The 17,676-nt window shown below is 51.1% G+C and carries 13 protein-coding genes and 15 tRNA genes; 2 read left to right on the forward strand and 26 right to left on the reverse strand.

Annotation, left to right across the window (positions count from 1 at the left end; translation table 11 throughout):
* Positions 1 to 26: 26 nt before the first annotated feature.
* On the reverse strand, positions 27 to 1,400 hold the full coding sequence (gene ffh / locus C9J01_RS24785; protein WP_107300792.1) for a signal recognition particle protein: 1,374 nt from the start codon (positions 1,398 to 1,400) through the stop codon (positions 27 to 29).
* Between the two features lie 210 nt (positions 1,401 to 1,610).
* On the opposite strand from ffh, the gene C9J01_RS24790 reads away from it, so the two are divergent.
* Positions 1,611 to 2,408, forward strand: a complete 798-nt coding sequence (locus C9J01_RS24790; RefSeq protein ID WP_107300793.1) for a cytochrome C assembly family protein — start codon at positions 1,611 to 1,613, stop codon at positions 2,406 to 2,408.
* Between the two features lie 77 nt (positions 2,409 to 2,485).
* Positions 2,486 to 3,763, forward strand: coding sequence for an HlyC/CorC family transporter (locus C9J01_RS24795; RefSeq protein ID WP_107300794.1), 1,278 nt, complete (start codon positions 2,486 to 2,488; stop codon positions 3,761 to 3,763).
* A gap of 95 nt (positions 3,764 to 3,858) precedes the next feature.
* Here the strand turns inward: C9J01_RS24795 and luxS are convergent, their stop codons facing one another.
* The 25 genes from luxS to C9J01_RS24920 form a co-directional block, all read right to left on the reverse strand.
* Positions 3,859 to 4,377, reverse strand: a complete 519-nt coding sequence (gene luxS, locus C9J01_RS24800; RefSeq protein ID WP_107300795.1) for an S-ribosylhomocysteine lyase — start codon at positions 4,375 to 4,377, stop codon at positions 3,859 to 3,861.
* A gap of 126 nt (positions 4,378 to 4,503) precedes the next feature.
* A complete protein-coding gene (locus C9J01_RS24805) occupies positions 4,504 to 5,106 on the reverse strand; it encodes a transglycosylase SLT domain-containing protein (protein WP_107300820.1) in 603 nt (200 codons plus the stop codon).
* 138 nt (positions 5,107 to 5,244) lie between these two features.
* Entirely contained in the window at positions 5,245 to 6,810 is a 1,566-nt protein-coding gene (gene gshA, locus C9J01_RS24810) for a glutamate--cysteine ligase (RefSeq protein WP_107300796.1), read from the reverse strand.
* Positions 6,811 to 6,973: 163 nt separating this feature from the next.
* A complete protein-coding gene (locus tag C9J01_RS24815; protein WP_107300797.1) occupies positions 6,974 to 9,838 on the reverse strand; it encodes a M16 family metallopeptidase in 2,865 nt (954 codons plus the stop codon).
* A 12-nt stretch (positions 9,839 to 9,850) separates the two neighbouring features.
* Complete coding sequence (locus C9J01_RS24820) at positions 9,851 to 10,282, reverse strand: YqaA family protein (protein ID WP_107300798.1); 432 nt, start codon at positions 10,280 to 10,282, stop codon at positions 9,851 to 9,853.
* Between the two features lie 117 nt (positions 10,283 to 10,399).
* On the reverse strand, positions 10,400 to 11,530 hold the full coding sequence (locus C9J01_RS24825; protein WP_107300799.1) for a sodium ion-translocating decarboxylase subunit beta: 1,131 nt from the start codon (positions 11,528 to 11,530) through the stop codon (positions 10,400 to 10,402).
* Between the two features lie 9 nt (positions 11,531 to 11,539).
* Positions 11,540 to 13,330, reverse strand: a complete 1,791-nt coding sequence (gene oadA, locus C9J01_RS24830) for a sodium-extruding oxaloacetate decarboxylase subunit alpha (protein WP_107300800.1) — start codon at positions 13,328 to 13,330, stop codon at positions 11,540 to 11,542.
* Between the two features lie 68 nt (positions 13,331 to 13,398).
* Positions 13,399 to 13,650, reverse strand: a complete 252-nt coding sequence (locus C9J01_RS24835) for an oxaloacetate decarboxylase subunit gamma (RefSeq protein WP_107300801.1) — start codon at positions 13,648 to 13,650, stop codon at positions 13,399 to 13,401.
* Between the two features lie 525 nt (positions 13,651 to 14,175).
* A tRNA-Arg gene (locus C9J01_RS24840) sits at positions 14,176 to 14,252 on the reverse strand.
* Positions 14,253 to 14,289: 37 nt separating this feature from the next.
* A tRNA-Arg gene (locus tag C9J01_RS24845) sits at positions 14,290 to 14,366 on the reverse strand.
* A gap of 50 nt (positions 14,367 to 14,416) precedes the next feature.
* Positions 14,417 to 14,493: transfer RNA gene (locus C9J01_RS24850), tRNA-Arg, on the reverse strand.
* A gap of 37 nt (positions 14,494 to 14,530) precedes the next feature.
* Positions 14,531 to 14,607, reverse strand: a tRNA-Arg gene (locus C9J01_RS24855).
* 51 nt (positions 14,608 to 14,658) lie between these two features.
* Positions 14,659 to 14,735: transfer RNA gene (locus tag C9J01_RS24860), tRNA-Arg, on the reverse strand.
* A gap of 87 nt (positions 14,736 to 14,822) precedes the next feature.
* A tRNA-Arg gene (locus tag C9J01_RS24865) sits at positions 14,823 to 14,899 on the reverse strand.
* A gap of 41 nt (positions 14,900 to 14,940) precedes the next feature.
* Positions 14,941 to 15,017, reverse strand: a tRNA-Arg gene (locus C9J01_RS24870).
* Between the two features lie 89 nt (positions 15,018 to 15,106).
* Positions 15,107 to 15,183, reverse strand: a tRNA-Arg gene (locus tag C9J01_RS24875).
* A gap of 38 nt (positions 15,184 to 15,221) precedes the next feature.
* Positions 15,222 to 15,314 (reverse strand) — tRNA-Ser (locus tag C9J01_RS24880).
* Between the two features lie 10 nt (positions 15,315 to 15,324).
* A tRNA-Arg gene (locus C9J01_RS24885) sits at positions 15,325 to 15,401 on the reverse strand.
* A 52-nt stretch (positions 15,402 to 15,453) separates the two neighbouring features.
* A tRNA-Arg gene (locus tag C9J01_RS24890) sits at positions 15,454 to 15,530 on the reverse strand.
* Positions 15,531 to 15,567: 37 nt separating this feature from the next.
* Positions 15,568 to 15,660, reverse strand: a tRNA-Ser gene (locus tag C9J01_RS24895).
* 11 nt (positions 15,661 to 15,671) lie between these two features.
* A tRNA-Arg gene (locus C9J01_RS24900) sits at positions 15,672 to 15,748 on the reverse strand.
* Between the two features lie 52 nt (positions 15,749 to 15,800).
* Positions 15,801 to 15,877 (reverse strand) — tRNA-Arg (locus tag C9J01_RS24905).
* 32 nt (positions 15,878 to 15,909) lie between these two features.
* Positions 15,910 to 16,002, reverse strand: a tRNA-Ser gene (locus tag C9J01_RS24910).
* A 205-nt stretch (positions 16,003 to 16,207) separates the two neighbouring features.
* Complete coding sequence (csrA, locus tag C9J01_RS24915; protein WP_036818084.1) at positions 16,208 to 16,405, reverse strand: carbon storage regulator CsrA; 198 nt, start codon at positions 16,403 to 16,405, stop codon at positions 16,208 to 16,210.
* A gap of 85 nt (positions 16,406 to 16,490) precedes the next feature.
* A complete protein-coding gene (locus tag C9J01_RS24920; RefSeq protein ID WP_107300802.1) occupies positions 16,491 to 17,669 on the reverse strand; it encodes an aspartate kinase in 1,179 nt (392 codons plus the stop codon).
* Between the last annotated feature and the right edge of the window lie 7 nt (positions 17,670 to 17,676).

The following is a 17,676-nucleotide window of genomic DNA, read 5'->3' on the forward strand; positions in this document are numbered from 1 at the left end:
TCAATGATTTAGTGGAAGATTAACGCTTAGCGGCCGAACATTCCGCCCATGCCGCCGCCAGGCATCATGCCTTTCATGTTGCGCATCATATTCTTCATTCCGCCCTTCTGCATCTTCTTCATCATCTTCTGCATCTGGGTGAACTGCTTGAGCAGGCGATTGACATCCTGGACCTGAGTACCAGAACCCAAGGCGATACGCTTCTTGCGCGAGCCTTTGATAAGCTCAGGGCGCTCACGCTCTTTCGGCGTCATTGAGTTAATGATCGCTTCCATCTGGTTGAACATCTTATCGTCAACCTGATCTTTGACATTCTCAGGTAGCTGCGACATACCCGGCAGCTTGTCCATCATGCCCATCATGCCGCCCATGCTCTTCATCTGCTGCAGCTGGCCACGGAAGTCTTCTAGGTCAAAGCCCTTCTTCTCTTTGAACTTCTTCGCAAGCTTTTCGGCTTTTTCCTTATCGACGTTACGCTCTAGATCTTCGATCAGAGACAGTACGTCACCCATACCAAGGATACGTGAAGCCACACGGTCTGGGTGGAATGGTTCTAGGGCATCGGTCTTCTCACCAATACCTAGGAATTTAATTGGCTTGCCAGTGATATGACGCACAGATAGCGCAGCACCACCACGGGCATCACCATCGACCTTGGTCAGGATCACACCGGTCAGCGGCAGCGCTTCGTCGAAGGCTTTTGCTGTGTTGGCGGCATCTTGACCCGTCATGGCATCAACCACGAATAGGGTTTCGACTGGGTTGATTGCCTTATGGACATCCTTGATTTCGTCCATCATCTCGCTGTCGACGTGCAGGCGACCCGCGGTATCGACAATCAGGACATCGTAGAATTTCAGCTTGGCTTCAGCGTGCGCGGCAGTAACGATATCTACCGGCTTCTGGTCTGGTGTCGACGGGAAGAAGTCAACACCCAAGTCATTGGCTAGGGTTTCTAGCTGTTTGATCGCCGCTGGACGGTATACGTCGGCAGAAACAACCATGACTTTCTTTTTCTGTCGCTCTTTAAGCAGCTTACTCAGCTTACCGACACTGGTGGTTTTACCGGCACCCTGCAAACCGGCCATCAAGATAACCGCTGGCGGCTGGCTGGCGAGGTTCAGGTCTTCATTACCTTCACCCATGACCGCTTCAAGCTCAGCTTGAACGATCTTGATAAATTCCTGGCCCGGAGTCAGGCTCTTCGATACTTCGGTACCAACCGCACGTTCCTTGACGCGCTTGACGAAGTCACGGACAACAGGAAGCGCAACATCAGCCTCGAGTAACGCCATACGTACTTCACGCAGCGTATCCTTGATGTTGTCGTCCGTCAGGCGGCCGCGGCCACTGACATTCTTAAGCGTTCGCGATAAACGCTCCGTTAAATTTTCGAACATGTGCTACTCGCTCGTTACGCAACTAATCGATATGATCTGGCTAGTATAACGCAATCCTTACCCTGCTTTCATGCCCTGACGGACACTTTCACTGTGATATAGCCTGATAAAACGGCTTCAGTAGGCCATTGATCTCGCTTTATCATGGCGAGAGGGCGGCTAGCAAGGTATAATTGCGAACTCTTACCATCTTAAATAGTTAAGTTTACTATGGATATGTTGATTGCCGTCATAGCGGCATGCCTTTACTTTCTTGCCCTTGGGCTGGTTGTACCGGGCCTTACCAACAGCAATGGCATCAAGACCAAACCGGTCTTTGTGTTTGCTGTGGCCGCTATTGCCCTGCATATCCTGCTGCTCAAAGATCTCATTCTGGGTGGACAGGGACAAAACCTCAGTATTTTGAACGTGGCTTCACTGATCAGCTTGCTGATTGCGGCCATTACAACCGGTGCCATGCTAAAAATGCGGGTCTGGTTCCTGCTACCAGTGGTCTACAGCTTTGCTGCGATTAACCTCACAGCAGCGACATTCCTACCAGGTGCATTCATTACCCACCTGGAAACCCATCCAGAAGTGCTCTTACATATCTCGCTGGCCCTGTTCTCCTACTCAACCCTGATGATTGCAACCTTATACGCAATTCAGTTGGCTTGGTTGGATCACAAGCTTAAGAATAAAAAGAGCCTGCTGATAAACCCGAACATTCCTCCTTTAATGATGGTCGAACGGCAACTTTTCAAGATCATTTTGGTCGGTAATTCACTGTTGACTGTCACCTTGGTGACCGGATTTATCTTTATTCAAGATATGCTGGCTCAAGGCAAAACCCACAAGGCCGTCTTCTCGCTGTTAGCGTGGTGTGTCTATTCTGTGCTGCTGTGGGGACATTACCAGAAAGGTTGGCGTGGACGCCGGGTTGTCTGGTTCAGTATGGTAGGTGCCTTCCTCTTGACGCTGGCCTATTTTGGCAGCCGCTTCGTCAAAGAAATCATTATTGGGGCATAAATCCTTGCCCCATTCATTGACACCCAGTGCGTCTGGGTACAAAGTTCAAGTAACAGAAACGTTAAGGAAATAGGTTTTTGGACGATATATCCACGGGGATTCTATTCTCTCTCCTGATATTGCTTCTTGTTATTTCCGGATATTTTTCCGGCTCTGAAACCGGGATGATGTCTCTCAATCGCTATAAGCTGAGACATCTGGCCAACCAGGGACACCGGGGGGCCAAGCGGGTCGAGAAGCTCCTTTCGCGCCCAGACAGGCTAATCGGCCTGATCCTGATCGGTAATAACCTCGTCAACATTCTCGCTTCGGCTATCGCGACCATTCTTGGTATGCGCCTCTATGGTGATATGGGTGTGGCCATTGCCACTGGTGCCCTAACCTTGGTGGTCTTGGTCTTTGCTGAGGTAACGCCGAAGACCCTCGCGACCCTCTATCCGGAGCGGATCTCCTTTGCTAGCAGTATCGTTCTGAAGTTGCTGATGAAGCTGCTTTATCCGCTAGTTTGGTTTGTTAACGGTATCACCAACGGCTTCCTGCTGTTGCTTGGCCTGCGTGTTGATAAATCCAATGACGGCAAACTTAGCTCGGATGAATTACGCACGGTTGTGAATGAGGCCGGAGGCCTTATCCCGAGGCGCCACCAAGACATGTTGCTATCGATCCTCGACTTGGAAAATGTCACCGTGGAAGATTTGATGGTACCGCGCAACGAGATCGCTGCTATCAACGTCAATGATGACTGGAAGTCGATCGTGCGCCAGCTCAGCCACTCGGCCCACGGCCGTATTGTGCTCTACCGCGATACCATCGATGAGGTGGTCGGTATGCTTCGGGTACGTGAAGCCTACCGCCTGATGATGGATAAGAATGACTTCAGTAAAGAAAACCTGCTGCGCGCAGCAGATGAAGTGTACTTTATTCCGGAAGGGACACCGCTCAATATCCAGCTACTGAAGTTCCAACGCAACAAAGAGCGTATTGGCCTAATTGTTGATGAGTATGGCGATATCCAGGGCCTGATCACCCTCGAAGATATCTTGGAAGAAATTGTTGGTGAGTTCACCACATCAATCAGCCCGACCTTGGCCGAGGAAATTACCCCGCAGCCAGACGGTAGCCTAATGATCGAAGGCAGTGCCAATATCCGCGATTTGAACAAGAGCCTCAACTGGGGACTGCCAACAGATGGCCCTCGTACCCTCAATGGTTTGATCCTAGAGCACCTTGAAGACATCCCCGATAGCCAGTTGAGTATTGAGGTAGCCGGTTACCAGATGGAAATCATCGAAGTCTCCGACAATATGATTAAGCAAGTACGGGTACTGCCCAACCAGCTTAAGAAAACAGGCTGATCCTACCTTGCCAACAACCCTTTCAATATAACAAAGCCGGCAGTCGCCGGCTTTTTCATGTCTAGCTCATCGCTAGCGGTTCGTCTCAGCGTGAGTTACTTGACGCTAAGTTCCTGAAGCATAGATTCAGGCAACGCCAACTCATCATTCTGGTTGACCGCAATACCCTGCTCAAGGATATGGCGGGCAATTTCCTTAGCATCATCTAGCGAGTGCATAGTGAAAGTACCGCACTGGTACTCATTCAGCTCAGGGATCTTGTCCTGTGACTCAACCTTAAGCACATCTTCCATTGCAGCAGTCCAGCTGTCGGCAACCTGCTGCTCACTAGGCGTACCAATCAGGCTCATATAGAAACCTGTACGGCACCCCATTGGTGAGATATCGATGATTTCTACCTGATCGGAATTGAGGTGATTACGCATGAACCCTGCATAGAGGTGCTCCAGAGTATGGATCCCACGCTCACTCAGGATATCTGCATTCGGACGGCAGAAGCGTAGGTCGAAAACCGTAATGGTATCGCCTTTCGGGGTTTGCATGGTTTTTGCTACCCGTACAGCCGGTGCATGCATGCGGGTATGGTCAACGGTGAAACTGTCTAATAGTGGCATTGCTTCCTTACTCCTTGGCCTAGTTACGGGGATAACTAACCGCCCGCAACTTAGAATCGTATTAAAAGTTATATCACACCGCGGCAACCCAGCAAGTGGGTTTTCTGATCGCCTAATGCTCTGGGGTTAGAACGGCCACCAGCTGCGGTTATCTTCCAGCTCCTGACGGCACTGCTTGAGCTGCCAACCATAATCCTTGGCTTGCTGCTCGACCCGACGGGATACCCTCAGCAAGGTCGGCTTCGACTTGTAGGTCCCGCGGCGATAACCTCCACGGCCATCATGATAAGCAAGGTATTGGTTGTAGGCATCCCACTTGGAGATCCCTAGTTGGCGCTGGGTTTCATGGGTATACCAACCAATAAACATCAGAGAATCAGCAAAATTGGTTCGCGAGCCGCCATTGCCTGTCGCTTTCTGGTAATCAGACCAAGCAGGATCCTGCGCTTGGGCATAACCATAGGCACTACTCACCCGTCCCCATGGGATAAAGCCCAATACATAGTTCTTGGGAGGCCTGGCATCATGACGATAGCTACTTTCCTGTTTCACAAACGCCATGGCAACTTGCATTGGTGTACCCCATTCATCTTCCATATCCAGAGCGGCTTCGTACCATTTCGGGTACTCACGGAAGATATTGCAGAGGTTGTTATGATCTTTAGGAGGAGGCGTCGCACAGCCTGAAAGAATAATAGCGCTAAAAAAAATCAGCGCTATCCGCGACATAGTAGATTTTGCAGCCTTCGAATGGGCAAACATGGAACTTCACGCCGTCCTTGTGGTCAGAATATATGATGGCAGCCAAGCGCTGCTATCATCCCTGCGAAATGAATTATCGGGCAGCAAGGTCGCTGCCCTCTTTTTTTATTTTATATCAGCGAAATACGCATCAAGAAACGCATCAAAAGACAGTTCATCACTGTTTTCGATCTGCTGCTGGCGATCCACCGATGCTACCGCTTCCTGTTCAAACACATCCTCTGAGTAGAACTGGTACTGGCGATCATTTAGGCCATTAGCATGTTCGGTTGCCAAGTTTTCACCTACAGAACCAATACCATTTTGCGCCCTGATTGCATCAAGCAACTGTGCCGATAGCGTCAATTCCGGTTGTTCAATCCACGTCTGCAGACGAGCCAGTGTTTCTTGGTAAACAGCGTTACCTGCAGCAGCATCCATAGCCTTGGCCACATCAGCCAACTCGCCAAAGACTCGGGTACCCCAGTCTTGTACTGACAAGCGTTCGCCGTTACAGCCAATCTTGAGCATCAGATCTGGATTACGACCATCAAGTACCACACGGTTCCAGTTATCTCGCCAGCATTCCAGTTCGGCATCATCCATCGAAGCCGATGGTGACAGCACCGCCCAAGTTAAGAACATATCCAAGAAACGTACCTGATCGGCAGTGATACCAATTGGGCTGAATGGGTTCACATCCAATGAACGCACTTCGATATATTCCACCCCGCCACGGCTCAAGGCTTCAGACGGCTTCTCGCCGCTTTGCGCCACGCGCTTAGGACGGATTGGTGCATACAGCTCGTTTTCGATCTGCAGTACGTTGTCGTTTAACTGGCGGTATTCACCGTCCACTTTAACGCCGATCTTGGCAAACTCTGCCGACGGGGTACGGATAGCCTTTCTTAGGCCATCAAGATACTGATCCAAGCCATTGAACCCGATCTTAAGCGAGCTCTGTTCATGGTTGGTATAACCCAAGTCACTCAAGCGCAACGCAGTTGCGTTTGGCAAGAAGTAGGTACCACAGCCGATCTTTTCAAAATCCAGCTTGGATTCGGTATTCTCAAGGAAAGATCCGCACAGCGCAGGGGATGCACCGAACAGGTATGGGATCAACCAACCAAAACGGTAGTAGTTCCGGATCAAACCGAAATAGGCATCAGAAACCGCATCTTGGCGGGCCTGCTCTGATTGCTCACCGAACAATGCATCCCAGAATGTTTCTGGGAAGGAAAAGTTGAAGTGTACCCCGGAAATGACCTGCATAATGCTGCCATAACGGCGCTTGAGGCCCTCGCGGTACAGGGTTTTCATTCGGCCACTGTTCGAACTACCATACTGGGCCAAGGTGATCTCATCTTGATCCCCCACCACACACGGCATAGACATCGGCCAGAGCTTTTCGTCACCCAGCTTGCTGTAGGTAAACTGATGAATATCACTTAGCTGTGACAGCAAGTGATCGACATCCTGAGATACAGGCGTAATAAACTCCAGCAATGGCTCAGCAAAATCTGTCGTGACCCATTTGTTGGTCAACGCCGATCCCAGCGCTGCCGGGTGAGGTTCACCAGATAGCTTTCCGTTAGGGGTAATACGCAGGGCTTCACGCTCAAGACCTCGCCCTAGTTGGGTCAGGGCATCAGGATTAGCCGCAACTTTTAGCAGCCTTTGTGAAAAATCCATTACTGTGATTCTCAATCTTCAACAACTCAGTCCGGTAGATTAATCATAATTGATAGTGATTACCATGATTATCGCATCGAAACTCTTTTACCTATGAGTAACAATCTTACTGACCGGAACAAAATTAAAAAATAAAGCCGGCATAGAGCCGGCTTCGATAAAGTTACATCGTGGGTGAGAGCGACTTGACGGGTAAGCCAAGGGTCTCTAGTTGCGGCTTCAGGCTTGCCGCATCACCGACAACGATGATTTGGTAATCGGCCGGGTTGAACCACTTGGCAGCCAATTCGTCGATCCGCGCTTTGGTAATCGTGGCTACGATATCATTGCGTGTATCGACAAAGTTCTCTGGCAACGAGTAAGTCAGGATCTGGCCGAGTAGCTGTGCCTTCTTGCTCGGGGTTTCGTAATTCAAGGCATCTTTCTGCCCTACCGCCAAGCGCATGAAGCTAAGCTCTTCGTCTGTTACTCCTTCACTTGACATCTTCTCAAGCTCGTTAAGGAACTCCTTGACCGAAGGCAGGGTCGCATCCGCCCTCACCTGAGCGTAGTAGACGGACAGGCCGACTTCTTTCCCGCCACTCTGATAACCACCAGCACCGTAGGTATAACCTTTGTCTTCTCGCAAGTTAAGGTTAATTCGGCTATTGAAGTTGCCAGCCAAGTTGAAATTAGCCAACTGGGTCTCATACAGCTCACCGGTGGCATCAAACGGCAGCCCCTGCCTTGCTAGACGGATCACTGTCTGCGGCGCCCCCGGTTTGTCCACTAGCCATACCGTTTGCTTCGGCAGCGTCGGCAGTTCCGGTGTGACATACGTCGGTTTCGGCATGCCCTGCCAATCGGCAAGGAAACCTAGCGACGAGCTCAGCTTAGCCTTGTCAATGTCACCCACGACCACAATATCTGCACCATTCGGGGTGTAGTAACGGCGGTAGAAGGCTTTGACATCATCCAGCGTGATCGACTCAAGCGATGCCTTGGTGCCTTCCGGTGGTAGGCTGAATGTGGTGCCACCAAACAAGATTTCCCGAGTGGCCTGCCCTGCCATCCATGACGGACGCTGGTGCTCGTAGATAATTCCTTCAAGGGCCTGCTGCTTGACGCGATCAAAATCAGCTTGGTTAAACGCCGGCTGGAACAAACGTTCCTGCATAATATCCAGCGTCTCCGGCAAGTACTTAGTCAATGATGTCACGGATATCACCGTGCCGTACTTGCCAGCCGAGAAGCTAACAGTACTGCCCAAGCGGTCAAGGCGAGAAGATAGCTCTTCCACGGTCGATTTTTGCGAGGCTTCTGCCATCATGCTGGCGGTCATCTTCGCCAAACCCGCCTTGCCTTCAGGTTCAAAACGGCGGCCAGCCGGGACAACCATCTGCAATTCAACCGTCGGTGTCTCGCGGTACTCGGTAGCCAGAACCTTGATGCCATTAGCCAGTTCGAACTGGTAAAGCTCAGGCATGACTGCCTCAACCGGCGAAGACGGCTGCGGCATTACCGAGCGGTCAAAGTCGTCCACGGCTGTGCGCATCTGTTTTTGCAGTTGCTCTTCGGAGACTTTGGCAAATTCCGGGATGATCCTTGGCGGCGGGGTAAAGTTAGGTTTCGCTGCCTCAATGCTGGTGCGGCCACGAGGAACCACACTGAGTGTCACATTTGGATGCCCGTTGATGTAGCGCTCATAGGCTTGCTCCATACTCGATGTTGTCACTGCACGCAGGTTGCCAAGCTCTGTACCCAAATAGCCCGGGTCATCGAAGAATGTTTCATAGGACGCAAGCTGAGAAACCTTGCCGCTGACACTTTGCAACCCGAAAATTGCATTGGCTTCAACCATCCCTTTTAGCTCTTCAAGCTCTTTGGCGGATACCCCCCGCTGTTCAAGACCATCGAGAATACCTGTAACTTCGGCACGAAGAGTTTTCAAATCACCCTGCTTGCCGCTTTGGCCTATCGCGTAAACATACATGGTACACGCCAACTCGGCACAGTCATGGAACGCACCTGCATCGACAACCTTGCCGGTTTTCACCAGGTTCTGATACATCAGGCTGTTGCGGCCACCACCAATGACACGGGCCAGCATATCGAGCGAGGCTTCATCCTCAGCACCGTTGTAAGACGTCGGCCAGGCCATCAACAGCATTGGTTGCTGAATCCGGTCTTCCAGGGTCAGGTACAGATCGTTTTCAACCGTGACCGGCTGTTTGGCTGGTTTCTCTACTTCTGGCCCACGCGGGATACTGCCATAGTATTTGTTGATCCATTCCAAGGTCTGCTGGACATCAAAGTCACCGCCGACGGTCAGGGTGGCATTGTTCGGGCCGTACCAACGCAGGAAGAATGCCTTCAGATCATTCACATCCACCCGGTTAAGGTCTTCAATGTAACCGATAGTCTGCCATGAGTATGGATGGGTGCGAGGGAACAAGGCCTCACCCATACGCTCGTAAACCAAGCCGTATGGACGGTTCTCGTAACGCTGGGCTCGCTCGTTTTTCACTGTCGCACGCTGGATCTCAAATTTACGCTGGGAGACAGCTTCGAGCAGGAACCCCATGCGGTCGGCTTCCAGCCACAAGATCTTTTCGAGCTGGTTGGCCGGTACCGTTTGGAAATAATTAGTCCGGTCGCGGTTGGTGGTGCCATTCAGCGTACCACCGGCTTCGGTGATCAGCTTGAAGTGTTCCTGATCGCCGACATGCTCAGAGCCCTGGAACATCATATGTTCGAAGAAATGGGCAAAGCCGGATTTGCCTAGCTCCTCACGGGCAGAGCCGACATGGTAAGTCATATCAACATGGACCAGCGGGTCAGAGTGGTCTTCATGGAGGACCACCGTCAGCCCATTGGCCAACTGGTATTTGGAATACGGGATAACCGGTGTATCAGAAGACGAACTGGCCTTGACCTGTTCAACGAATGTCACCCCTTGCGGTAACTCGGGCGCCCCGGCTTGTTGAGACTGTAGTTGGCTACAGCCTGCCAGTGAGATCAGCGCAATCCCCACTATCCACTTTTGCACTCAATGCCTTCCTTATAATAAACCTTGGACCAACAATGCTAGTACGGTATAACGCGCCGCTTTTCCCACCATGATGATAAGAAAGCTGAGCCAATGACGCATCCGCAACCAGCCTGCGGCCAGACACAACGGATCACCGATAACCGGTAACCAGCTGAAGAACAACGACCAGTAGCCGTATTTTTTTAGCCACAGTAAAGCTTTATGACCGTGTTTTTCTTTAGAAGTTTTATCTGGCAGCAATCTACCCAGCCAATAGTTGGTCATTCCGCCCAGCGTATTGCCGATTGTTGCCACTGTGACCACCAGCCAAACGGCGTTATCGCCCAGCTTCAGAGTAGCGATTAAATTGGCTTCCGAGCCGCCCGGTAATAGGGTCGCACTCAAAAAGCCTGTAGTGAATAACACCCATAAGGCTGATTCGCCATTAAATAACTCTAGCATTGATCGTTCTAGTTGATTGATATGGTTGCTGTACCTTACCCGATCTGGGGGTAAAAAAAACGGGCAACCCGAAGGATGCCCGTTTTAAATTGTTGCGATATTTTGCTGTCAGGTGAGTTAGCCCACCAATGCCAACAGGATACCGGCTGCGACTGCTGAACCCAGCACCCCGGCAACATTCGGCCCCATCGCATGCATCAATAGGAAGTTCTGCGGGTTAGCTTCTAGGCCGACCTTGTTAACCACCCTCGCCGCCATCGGCACCGCCGAGACGCCAGCAGCCCCGATCAACGGGTTGATGTCTTCCTTACTGAAGCGGTTGAGCATTTTCGCCATCAACACACCACCACCGGTACCGACACTAAATGCCACCGCGCCCAGTACCAAGATACCCAGCGTCTCGAAACGCAGGAACTGCTCAGCAGCGAGTTTAGAACCCACACCGAGGCCCAGCATGATAGTCACGATGTTGATCAGTTCGTTCTGTACGGTATTTGACAGGCGATCTACCACACCGGATTCACGCATCAGGTTACCTAAACAGAACATACCGACCAGCGGCGTTGCTGCAGGCAGGAACAAGATGGTCATTAGCAACACGGCTAGCGGGAAAAGGATCTTCTCCGCTTTGCTCACTTCACGTAACTGCTGCATCTTGATCTGACGCTCTTCCGGCGTAGTCAGCGCTTTCATGATCGGCGGCTGAATGATAGGCACCAAGGCCATATAGCTATAAGCCGCGACCGCAATCGCACCGAGCAAATCAGGTGACAGTTGGCTAGCCAGGAAAATGGCTGTCGGGCCATCCGCGCCACCGATGATCGCGATAGAGGAAGCATCTGCTAAGGTGAATTCCATGCCCGGTACGGCATTTAGCAAAATTGCGCCAAACAGGGTGAAGAAGATCCCGAACTGCGCTGCCGCCCCTAACAACAGGGTCTTCGGGTTGGCAATCAGTGCCCCGAAGTCTGTCATCGCCCCTACCCCCATGAAGATCAGTAGAGGGAAGACACCGGTTTCGATCCCGATATAGTAGATGTAGTACAGCAGGCCACCCGGCTCAGTAAAGCCTGCGTTAGGGATATTGGCCAAGATCGCACCGAAGCCCATCGGCAACAGCAGCAAAGGCTCGAAGCCCTTGCGGATCGCCAAGAACAACAGGCCAGCACCAACCAGCATCATGATCAGCTGGCCGAACTCAAAGTTGGCAATACCCGTCTCGTTCCAGAGAGTTAATAATCCGTCCATGGTTCCCTCTTATGCCAGGCTCAGGATCGGCGAGCCGACAGCCACTGAGTCACCTTCCTTGACATGGAGATCTTGCACGGTACCACTACGGGCAGCACGGACTTCGGTTTCCATCTTCATTGCTTCGAGGATCACCAGCACGTCGCCTTCAGACACTTGCTGGCCCGGCTGGACATTGATCTTAAAGATATTGCCCGCCAGTGGAGCTGGTAATTCTTCGGCAGTACTTGCCTGTGGCGCTACAGCAGGAGCAGGAGCGTTAGCCGTCGCCGGCTCTACCGAGGTCAGTTCACCGCTAGGGCCCACTTCAACGTTATACACCTGGCCGTTAACCTTAACGCTATAAGCTTCGACTGTGGCAGCACTTGCCGCAGGTGTAGCCTGTACCGCAGGAGCCGCAGCTTCCGGCTCAGTGCCCGGTGCAGGCTCAAACGCCTCTGGGTTGTTACGGTTTTTCAAGAAGTTCAAACCAACCTGAGGGAACAACGCATAGGTCAGTACGTCATCAACCTGTTCATCAGCTAATGCAATACCGTCTGATTTAGCCTTAGTAACCAAATCAGTGGTTAGCGTATCTAACTCAGCATCCAGCAAGTCCGCCGGGCGGCAGGTTATTGGCTCAGCTCCCTCTAGTACACGGGTTTGCAACTCGGCATTAACCGGAGCCGGTGTCGAGCCGTATTCGCCTTTAAGTACCCCTGCAGTTTCCTTGCTAATGCTCTTGTAACGCTCGCCAGTCAATACATTAATCACCGACTGAGTACCTACAATTTGCGATGTCGGGGTGACCAACGGAATGAAGCCAAGATCTTCACGCACACGAGGGATCTCTTCCAGTACTTCATCAAAGCGATCGGCCGCACCTTGCTCTTTGAGCTGGCTTTCCATATTGGTCAGCATACCTCCCGGTACCTGGGCAAGCAGGATACGGGCATCAACCCCTTTCAGGCTACCTTCGAACTTGGCGTACTTCTTACGGACCGTTCGGAAGTAGCTAGCAATCGGCTCAAGCTGCTGCAAGTCGAGCTTAGTATCACGCTCGGTACCCTCTAGCATGGCAACAACCGTTTCTGTCGGCGTGTGGCCATAGGTCTGGCTCATCGAAGAGATGGCGGTATCAAGGATATCCAAACCGGCCTCAACCGCTTTTACCGCTGTAGCCGTCGACAGGCCAGTGGTCGCATGGCAGTGAAGCGCCAGCGGGACGTCACACGAGGCCTTGATACGTTTGACCAACTCTTCCGCTTCATAAGGCTTGAGCAGGCCTGACATGTCCTTGATACAAATAGAGTGGCAGCCAAGATCTTCCAATCTTTTTGCCAAATCAGTCCAGGTATCGAGGTTATGGACCGGACTGGTGGTATAGGAAATCGTACCCTGGGCATGGGCACCAACATCGACAGTGGCCTTGACCGCCTTTTCGAAGTTACGGACATCATTCATCGCATCGAAAATACGGAAGACATCCATCCCGTTGGCGTGGGCACGCTCAACAAACTTCTCAACCACATCATCAGCATAGTGGCGGTAGCCCAATAGGTTCTGGCCGCGAAGCAACATCTGCATCGGGGTTTTCGGCATGGCTTGCTTGAGCAAACGCAGGCGCTCCCATGGGTCTTCACCCAAATAACGGATACAGGCATCAAAAGTAGCACCACCCCAGGTTTCCAGTGACCAATAACCGACCTCATCGAGCTTCTCGGCAATTGGCAACATGTCTTCAATACGAAGACGGGTAGCAAATAACGACTGGTGGGCATCACGTAACACAACGTCAGTGATTGCTAATGGCTTGGACATGCTCACAAACTCCTTGTAAAAAATACTTCCTAAAAATCACAATGTTCCAGCGACAGCAATGCTATCGCCTAGGCCTTCTGCCCACGGTAGCGATGTACCGCTGCTGAAATAGCCGCAACAACTTCTGGTTGCACACCATTGTGATTAACAGCAACTGGTGATGGCTGGCGGGGTGCCGGCGCATCTGGTGTCTCTTTAGGCGCAATTTTGGCCAGCAGCTGCACTAAATAGATCAAAATACTAAGAAACAGAAAAACCACGACCATACCAGTAGCCATAATCGTCGCCGCTTCCCACAGCAAAGGACCTAGATCTGCCATAATGCTTCCTTTCATTCATTTTGTAATAGGCGGGTTAACAAATACCACGTTAAGTAAATTTATGTCAAACTGATTAACAACACACCAACCAATGGTGGATATTTAACCTTTTCCTGTGGGTTTGATCGTAAAATTACAAAAAGCCATTTAAATCGTGCTTCATCCCCCATATTGATTCAGCCCAATTCAAGACGGCATATCGATAACGCCTTTCTAGCCAGCGTATAGCGCCCTCCTCCACAGCCAAATTACGCTTACGTAAACGTAAGCAGCAAACACTTAAAACAACAAAGTCCTTGTTTTGTAACTTATATCAGGTTGCAAGCTAGGATCTGTTATTGAGTTCAAATTCAAAGTGAAAAGGTAGTTCGAGCAAGTTGAAAAGGTAAATAAGCAATGAGTGAAGTATTTGTGTATGGCAAAGAAGCGGGTTCAAGATGGGAATAATAAATAGCGGAGCCAGTGGATGAGGCCAGCAAGATGCAGATAGAAAAAAAGCTCAGCCGAGGCTGAGCTTTTCAATAATGGCGCGTCCGGGAGGATTCGAACCTCCGACCGCCTGGTTCGTAGCCAGGTACTCTATCCAGCTGAGCTACGGACGCGCAGGCAATAATCTGATAAGACAGATTATTTGAATAATGGCGCGCTCGGGAGGATTCGAACCTCCGACCGCCTGGTTCGTAGCCAGGTACTCTATCCAGCTGAGCTACGAGCGCACACTAATATTCGGTTTGTAGTACCGCCTGACGGCAATACGTTGTAAAGATGGCGCGTCCGGGAGGATTCGAACCTCCGACCGCCTGGTTCGTAGCCAGGTACTCTATCCAGCTGAGCTACGGACGCGCAGGCAATAATCTGATAATACAGACTATTTGAATAATGGCGCGCTCGGGAGGATTCGAACCTCCGACCGCCTGGTTCGTAGCCAGGTACTCTATCCAGCTGAGCTACGAGCGCACACTAATATTCGGTTATATAGTACCGCCAAGAGGCAATACGTTGTAATGATGGCGCGCTCGGGAGGATTCGAACCTCCGACCGCCTGGTTCGTAGCCAGGTACTCTATCCAGCTGAGCTACGAGCGCGCAAAATCGGTTTAGTTAGGAAATACCTAACAGCCAATGCGTTTCCGTCATCGGCATAAGCAGCAATCCATTGATACTTAGGAATAATGGCGCGTCCGGGAGGATTCGAACCTCCGACCGCCTGGTTCGTAGCCAGGTACTCTATCCAGCTGAGCTACGGACGCGCAGGCTATATATTCCAAAACTTGGGAATATATTAGAAGAATGGCGCGCTCGGGAGGATTCGAACCTCCGACCGCCTGGTTCGTAGCCAGGTACTCTATCCAGCTGAGCTACGAGCGCGCAAAATCTGTTTTTGGTTAGGAAACACCTAACGACCAATGCGTTTCCGACATTGGCGTAAGTAACAATCCATTGATACTTAGAAATAATGGCGCGTCCGGGAGGATTCGAACCTCCGACCGCCTGGTTCGTAGCCAGGTACTCTATCCAGCTGAGCTACGGACGCGCAGGCTTTCTTTCTCAAGAAGAACTTGAAGAGAAGAATGGCGGTGAAGGAGGGATTCGAACCCTCGATACGGCTACAAACCGTATACTCCCTTAGCAGGGGAGCGCCTTCAGCCTCTCGGCCACCTCACCACACAAATTATGGCGCGCTCGGGAGGATTCGAACCTCCGACCGCCTGGTTCGTAGCCAGGTACTCTATCCAGCTGAGCTACGAGCGCACACTTAATTCGGTTTTTATAGCACCGTCTTACGGCAGTACATTGTCAATAATGGCGCGTCCGGGAGGATTCGAACCTCCGACCGCCTGGTTCGTAGCCAGGTACTCTATCCAGCTGAGCTACGGACGCGCAGGCTTTCTTTATCAAGAAAAACTTGAAGAAAGAATGGCGGTGAAGGAGGGATTCGAACCCTCGATACGGCTACAAACCGTATACTCCCTTAGCAGGGGAGCGCCTTCAGCCTCTCGGCCACCTCACCACACAAATTAATGGCGCGCTCGGGAGGATTCGAACCTCCGACCGCCTGGTTCGTAGCCAGGTACTCTATCCAGCTGAGCTACGAGCGCACACTTAATTCGGTTTTACTGATACCGCCTTTCGGCCATATCTTTTAAATAATGGCGCGTCCGGGAGGATTCGAACCTCCGACCGCCTGGTTCGTAGCCAGGTACTCTATCCAGCTGAGCTACGGACGCGCAATGCAAGATCATTCATTCAAGAGAAAGAATGGCGGTGAAGGAGGGATTCGAACCCTCGATACGGCTACAAACCGTATACTCCCTTAGCAGGGGAGCGCCTTCAGCCTCTCGGCCACCTCACCGTCTTGCGGGGGCCCATATTACTGCCAGCCAAAAATAAGTCAAACACTTTATTGTGAAAAAACGACATCCACTGCGCGGATGCGCACTTAATAGCCAACACGGCACATTATCGCCCGTAATGGCCCAGTATCTCTTCTAGATTCAAGAGTATGGCGTGGAAGGCAGTAACAAAAAAGGCCAGCATAAAAGCCGACCTTCTTCGAATTAGTAGTTACCAGAACCCTGGGAACCCGTTTCTTTTTCCGCTTGAATGCGCATGTAAATTTCTTCGCGGTGAACAGAAACTTCTTTCGGTGCATTTACACCGATACGAACCTGGTTACCTTTAACGCCAAGAACAGTAACGGTTACTTCATCACCGATCATTAGCGTTTCACCTACGCGACGTGTCAAAATTAGCATTCGTGTGCTCCTTGAGTAATCTCAGTATTATAAGAGTTAACGTTTATTATCCAACAATATTTACATTTTCGTAAATGTTCACTGCTCAAGAAACAGCGAGAAGTGGTCGATTATCCAGACTTTCTGGCTCTACCACAAATTTTTTGTGGATGTGTTCTACGGCTAACTGTAAATCTTGCCCATTGATCAATAGTGAGACACAACGAGCAGTGCTTTTTCGTTGATAGACACCCACCCCTTTTTCAGCCAACGAGGCAGCCACTTCCGTACTGCACCCTACTACCCTTTCCCCGACTAGGGTCAGTGTAGCGACTGAGGACTGAGCCAGTTCTGTTTTTTCTAAGATAACATTCAGTCGAGCCAATTCATCATCGGCCGCAACAATATAGGTTGCTTGCTGACTATCACCATAGCACCAAGCATCAAAGCCCAACAAACCCAGTTGCTGCTCCACTTTTTCAAGTGGTTGCATCACACGGTACAGTGCCTGTTGACCTTTAATTGCCACCCCGGCAGCACCATTTCCTGATACTGTCGAGAAATCAACCAAGGTCCCTTCCCCTTCATCGAACGATGAAAGGACCCTCAATGGAACCTGGTGTTGCTCAGCATATTCAACCGACTGTAATTGTAGCACTTTTGCGCCATGGCGTGCCATTGCAGTCATATCATCGAAGTGAATTGTCGACAAACGCGCAGCTTCACTGACTAAACGGGGATCTGTGGTATAGACCCCGTCGACATCCGTGAAGATCTGACACTCATCGGCAGCCAGTGCGCCTGCAATAGCAACTGCAGTGGTATCAGAACCGCCCCGCCCCAGAGTTGTGATGTTATTTCTGCTATCACGGCCCTGGAAACCGGCGACCACCACAATGTGGTCGCGCTCGAGCAGTTCAGTGACCACCCCAGTTTCTACTTCAGTGATGGTGGCATTACTAAATACAGTATCAGTGCGAATACCTAACTGATCACCAGTCAATGATGTTGCCAAGTAGCCCCGCTTATTCAGGGCCATGGCGAGCAGGGCAATTGTGACCTGCTCACCCGTAGACAACAAGACATCCAGCTCACGCTGGGTGGGGACAGCATCAATTTGTTTCGCTAACCCCAGCAAACGGTTAGTCTCGCCAGCCATCGCCGAGACAACCACCACTACCTGATGACCAAGCTGGCGCGCTTTTATCACGCGCTCAGCCACCGCTTCAATACGTTCGATACTCCCTACCGACGTACCACCGAATTTCTGCACCAATAGTGCCACTGCACCT

This window comes from Photobacterium rosenbergii (genome assembly GCF_003026455.1).
GTDB lineage: Bacteria > Pseudomonadota > Gammaproteobacteria > Enterobacterales > Vibrionaceae > Photobacterium > Photobacterium rosenbergii.

Excerpts from the sequence above, each read along its gene's own strand:
- luxS (WP_107300795.1), bottom strand. The coding sequence starts at position 4,377 with ATGCCACTATTAGACAGTTTCACCGTTGACCATACCCGCATGCATGCA.
- csrA (WP_036818084.1), bottom strand. The coding sequence starts at position 16,405 with ATGCTAATTTTGACACGTCGCGTAGGTGAAACGCTAATGATCGGTGAT.
- C9J01_RS24835 (WP_107300801.1), bottom strand. The coding sequence starts at position 13,650 with ATGGCAGATCTAGGTCCTTTGCTGTGGGAAGCGGCGACGATTATGGCT.
- oadA (WP_107300800.1), bottom strand. The coding sequence starts at position 13,330 with ATGTCCAAGCCATTAGCAATCACTGACGTTGTGTTACGTGATGCCCAC.
- gshA (WP_107300796.1), bottom strand. The coding sequence starts at position 6,810 with ATGGATTTTTCACAAAGGCTGCTAAAAGTTGCGGCTAATCCTGATGCC.
- C9J01_RS24825 (WP_107300799.1), bottom strand. The coding sequence starts at position 11,530 with ATGGACGGATTATTAACTCTCTGGAACGAGACGGGTATTGCCAACTTT.
- C9J01_RS24820 (WP_107300798.1), bottom strand. The coding sequence starts at position 10,282 with ATGCTAGAGTTATTTAATGGCGAATCAGCCTTATGGGTGTTATTCACT.
- C9J01_RS24790 (WP_107300793.1), top strand. The coding sequence starts at position 1,611 with ATGGATATGTTGATTGCCGTCATAGCGGCATGCCTTTACTTTCTTGCC.
- ffh (WP_107300792.1), bottom strand. The coding sequence starts at position 1,400 with ATGTTCGAAAATTTAACGGAGCGTTTATCGCGAACGCTTAAGAATGTC.
- C9J01_RS24805 (WP_107300820.1), bottom strand. The coding sequence starts at position 5,106 with ATGTCGCGGATAGCGCTGATTTTTTTTAGCGCTATTATTCTTTCAGGC.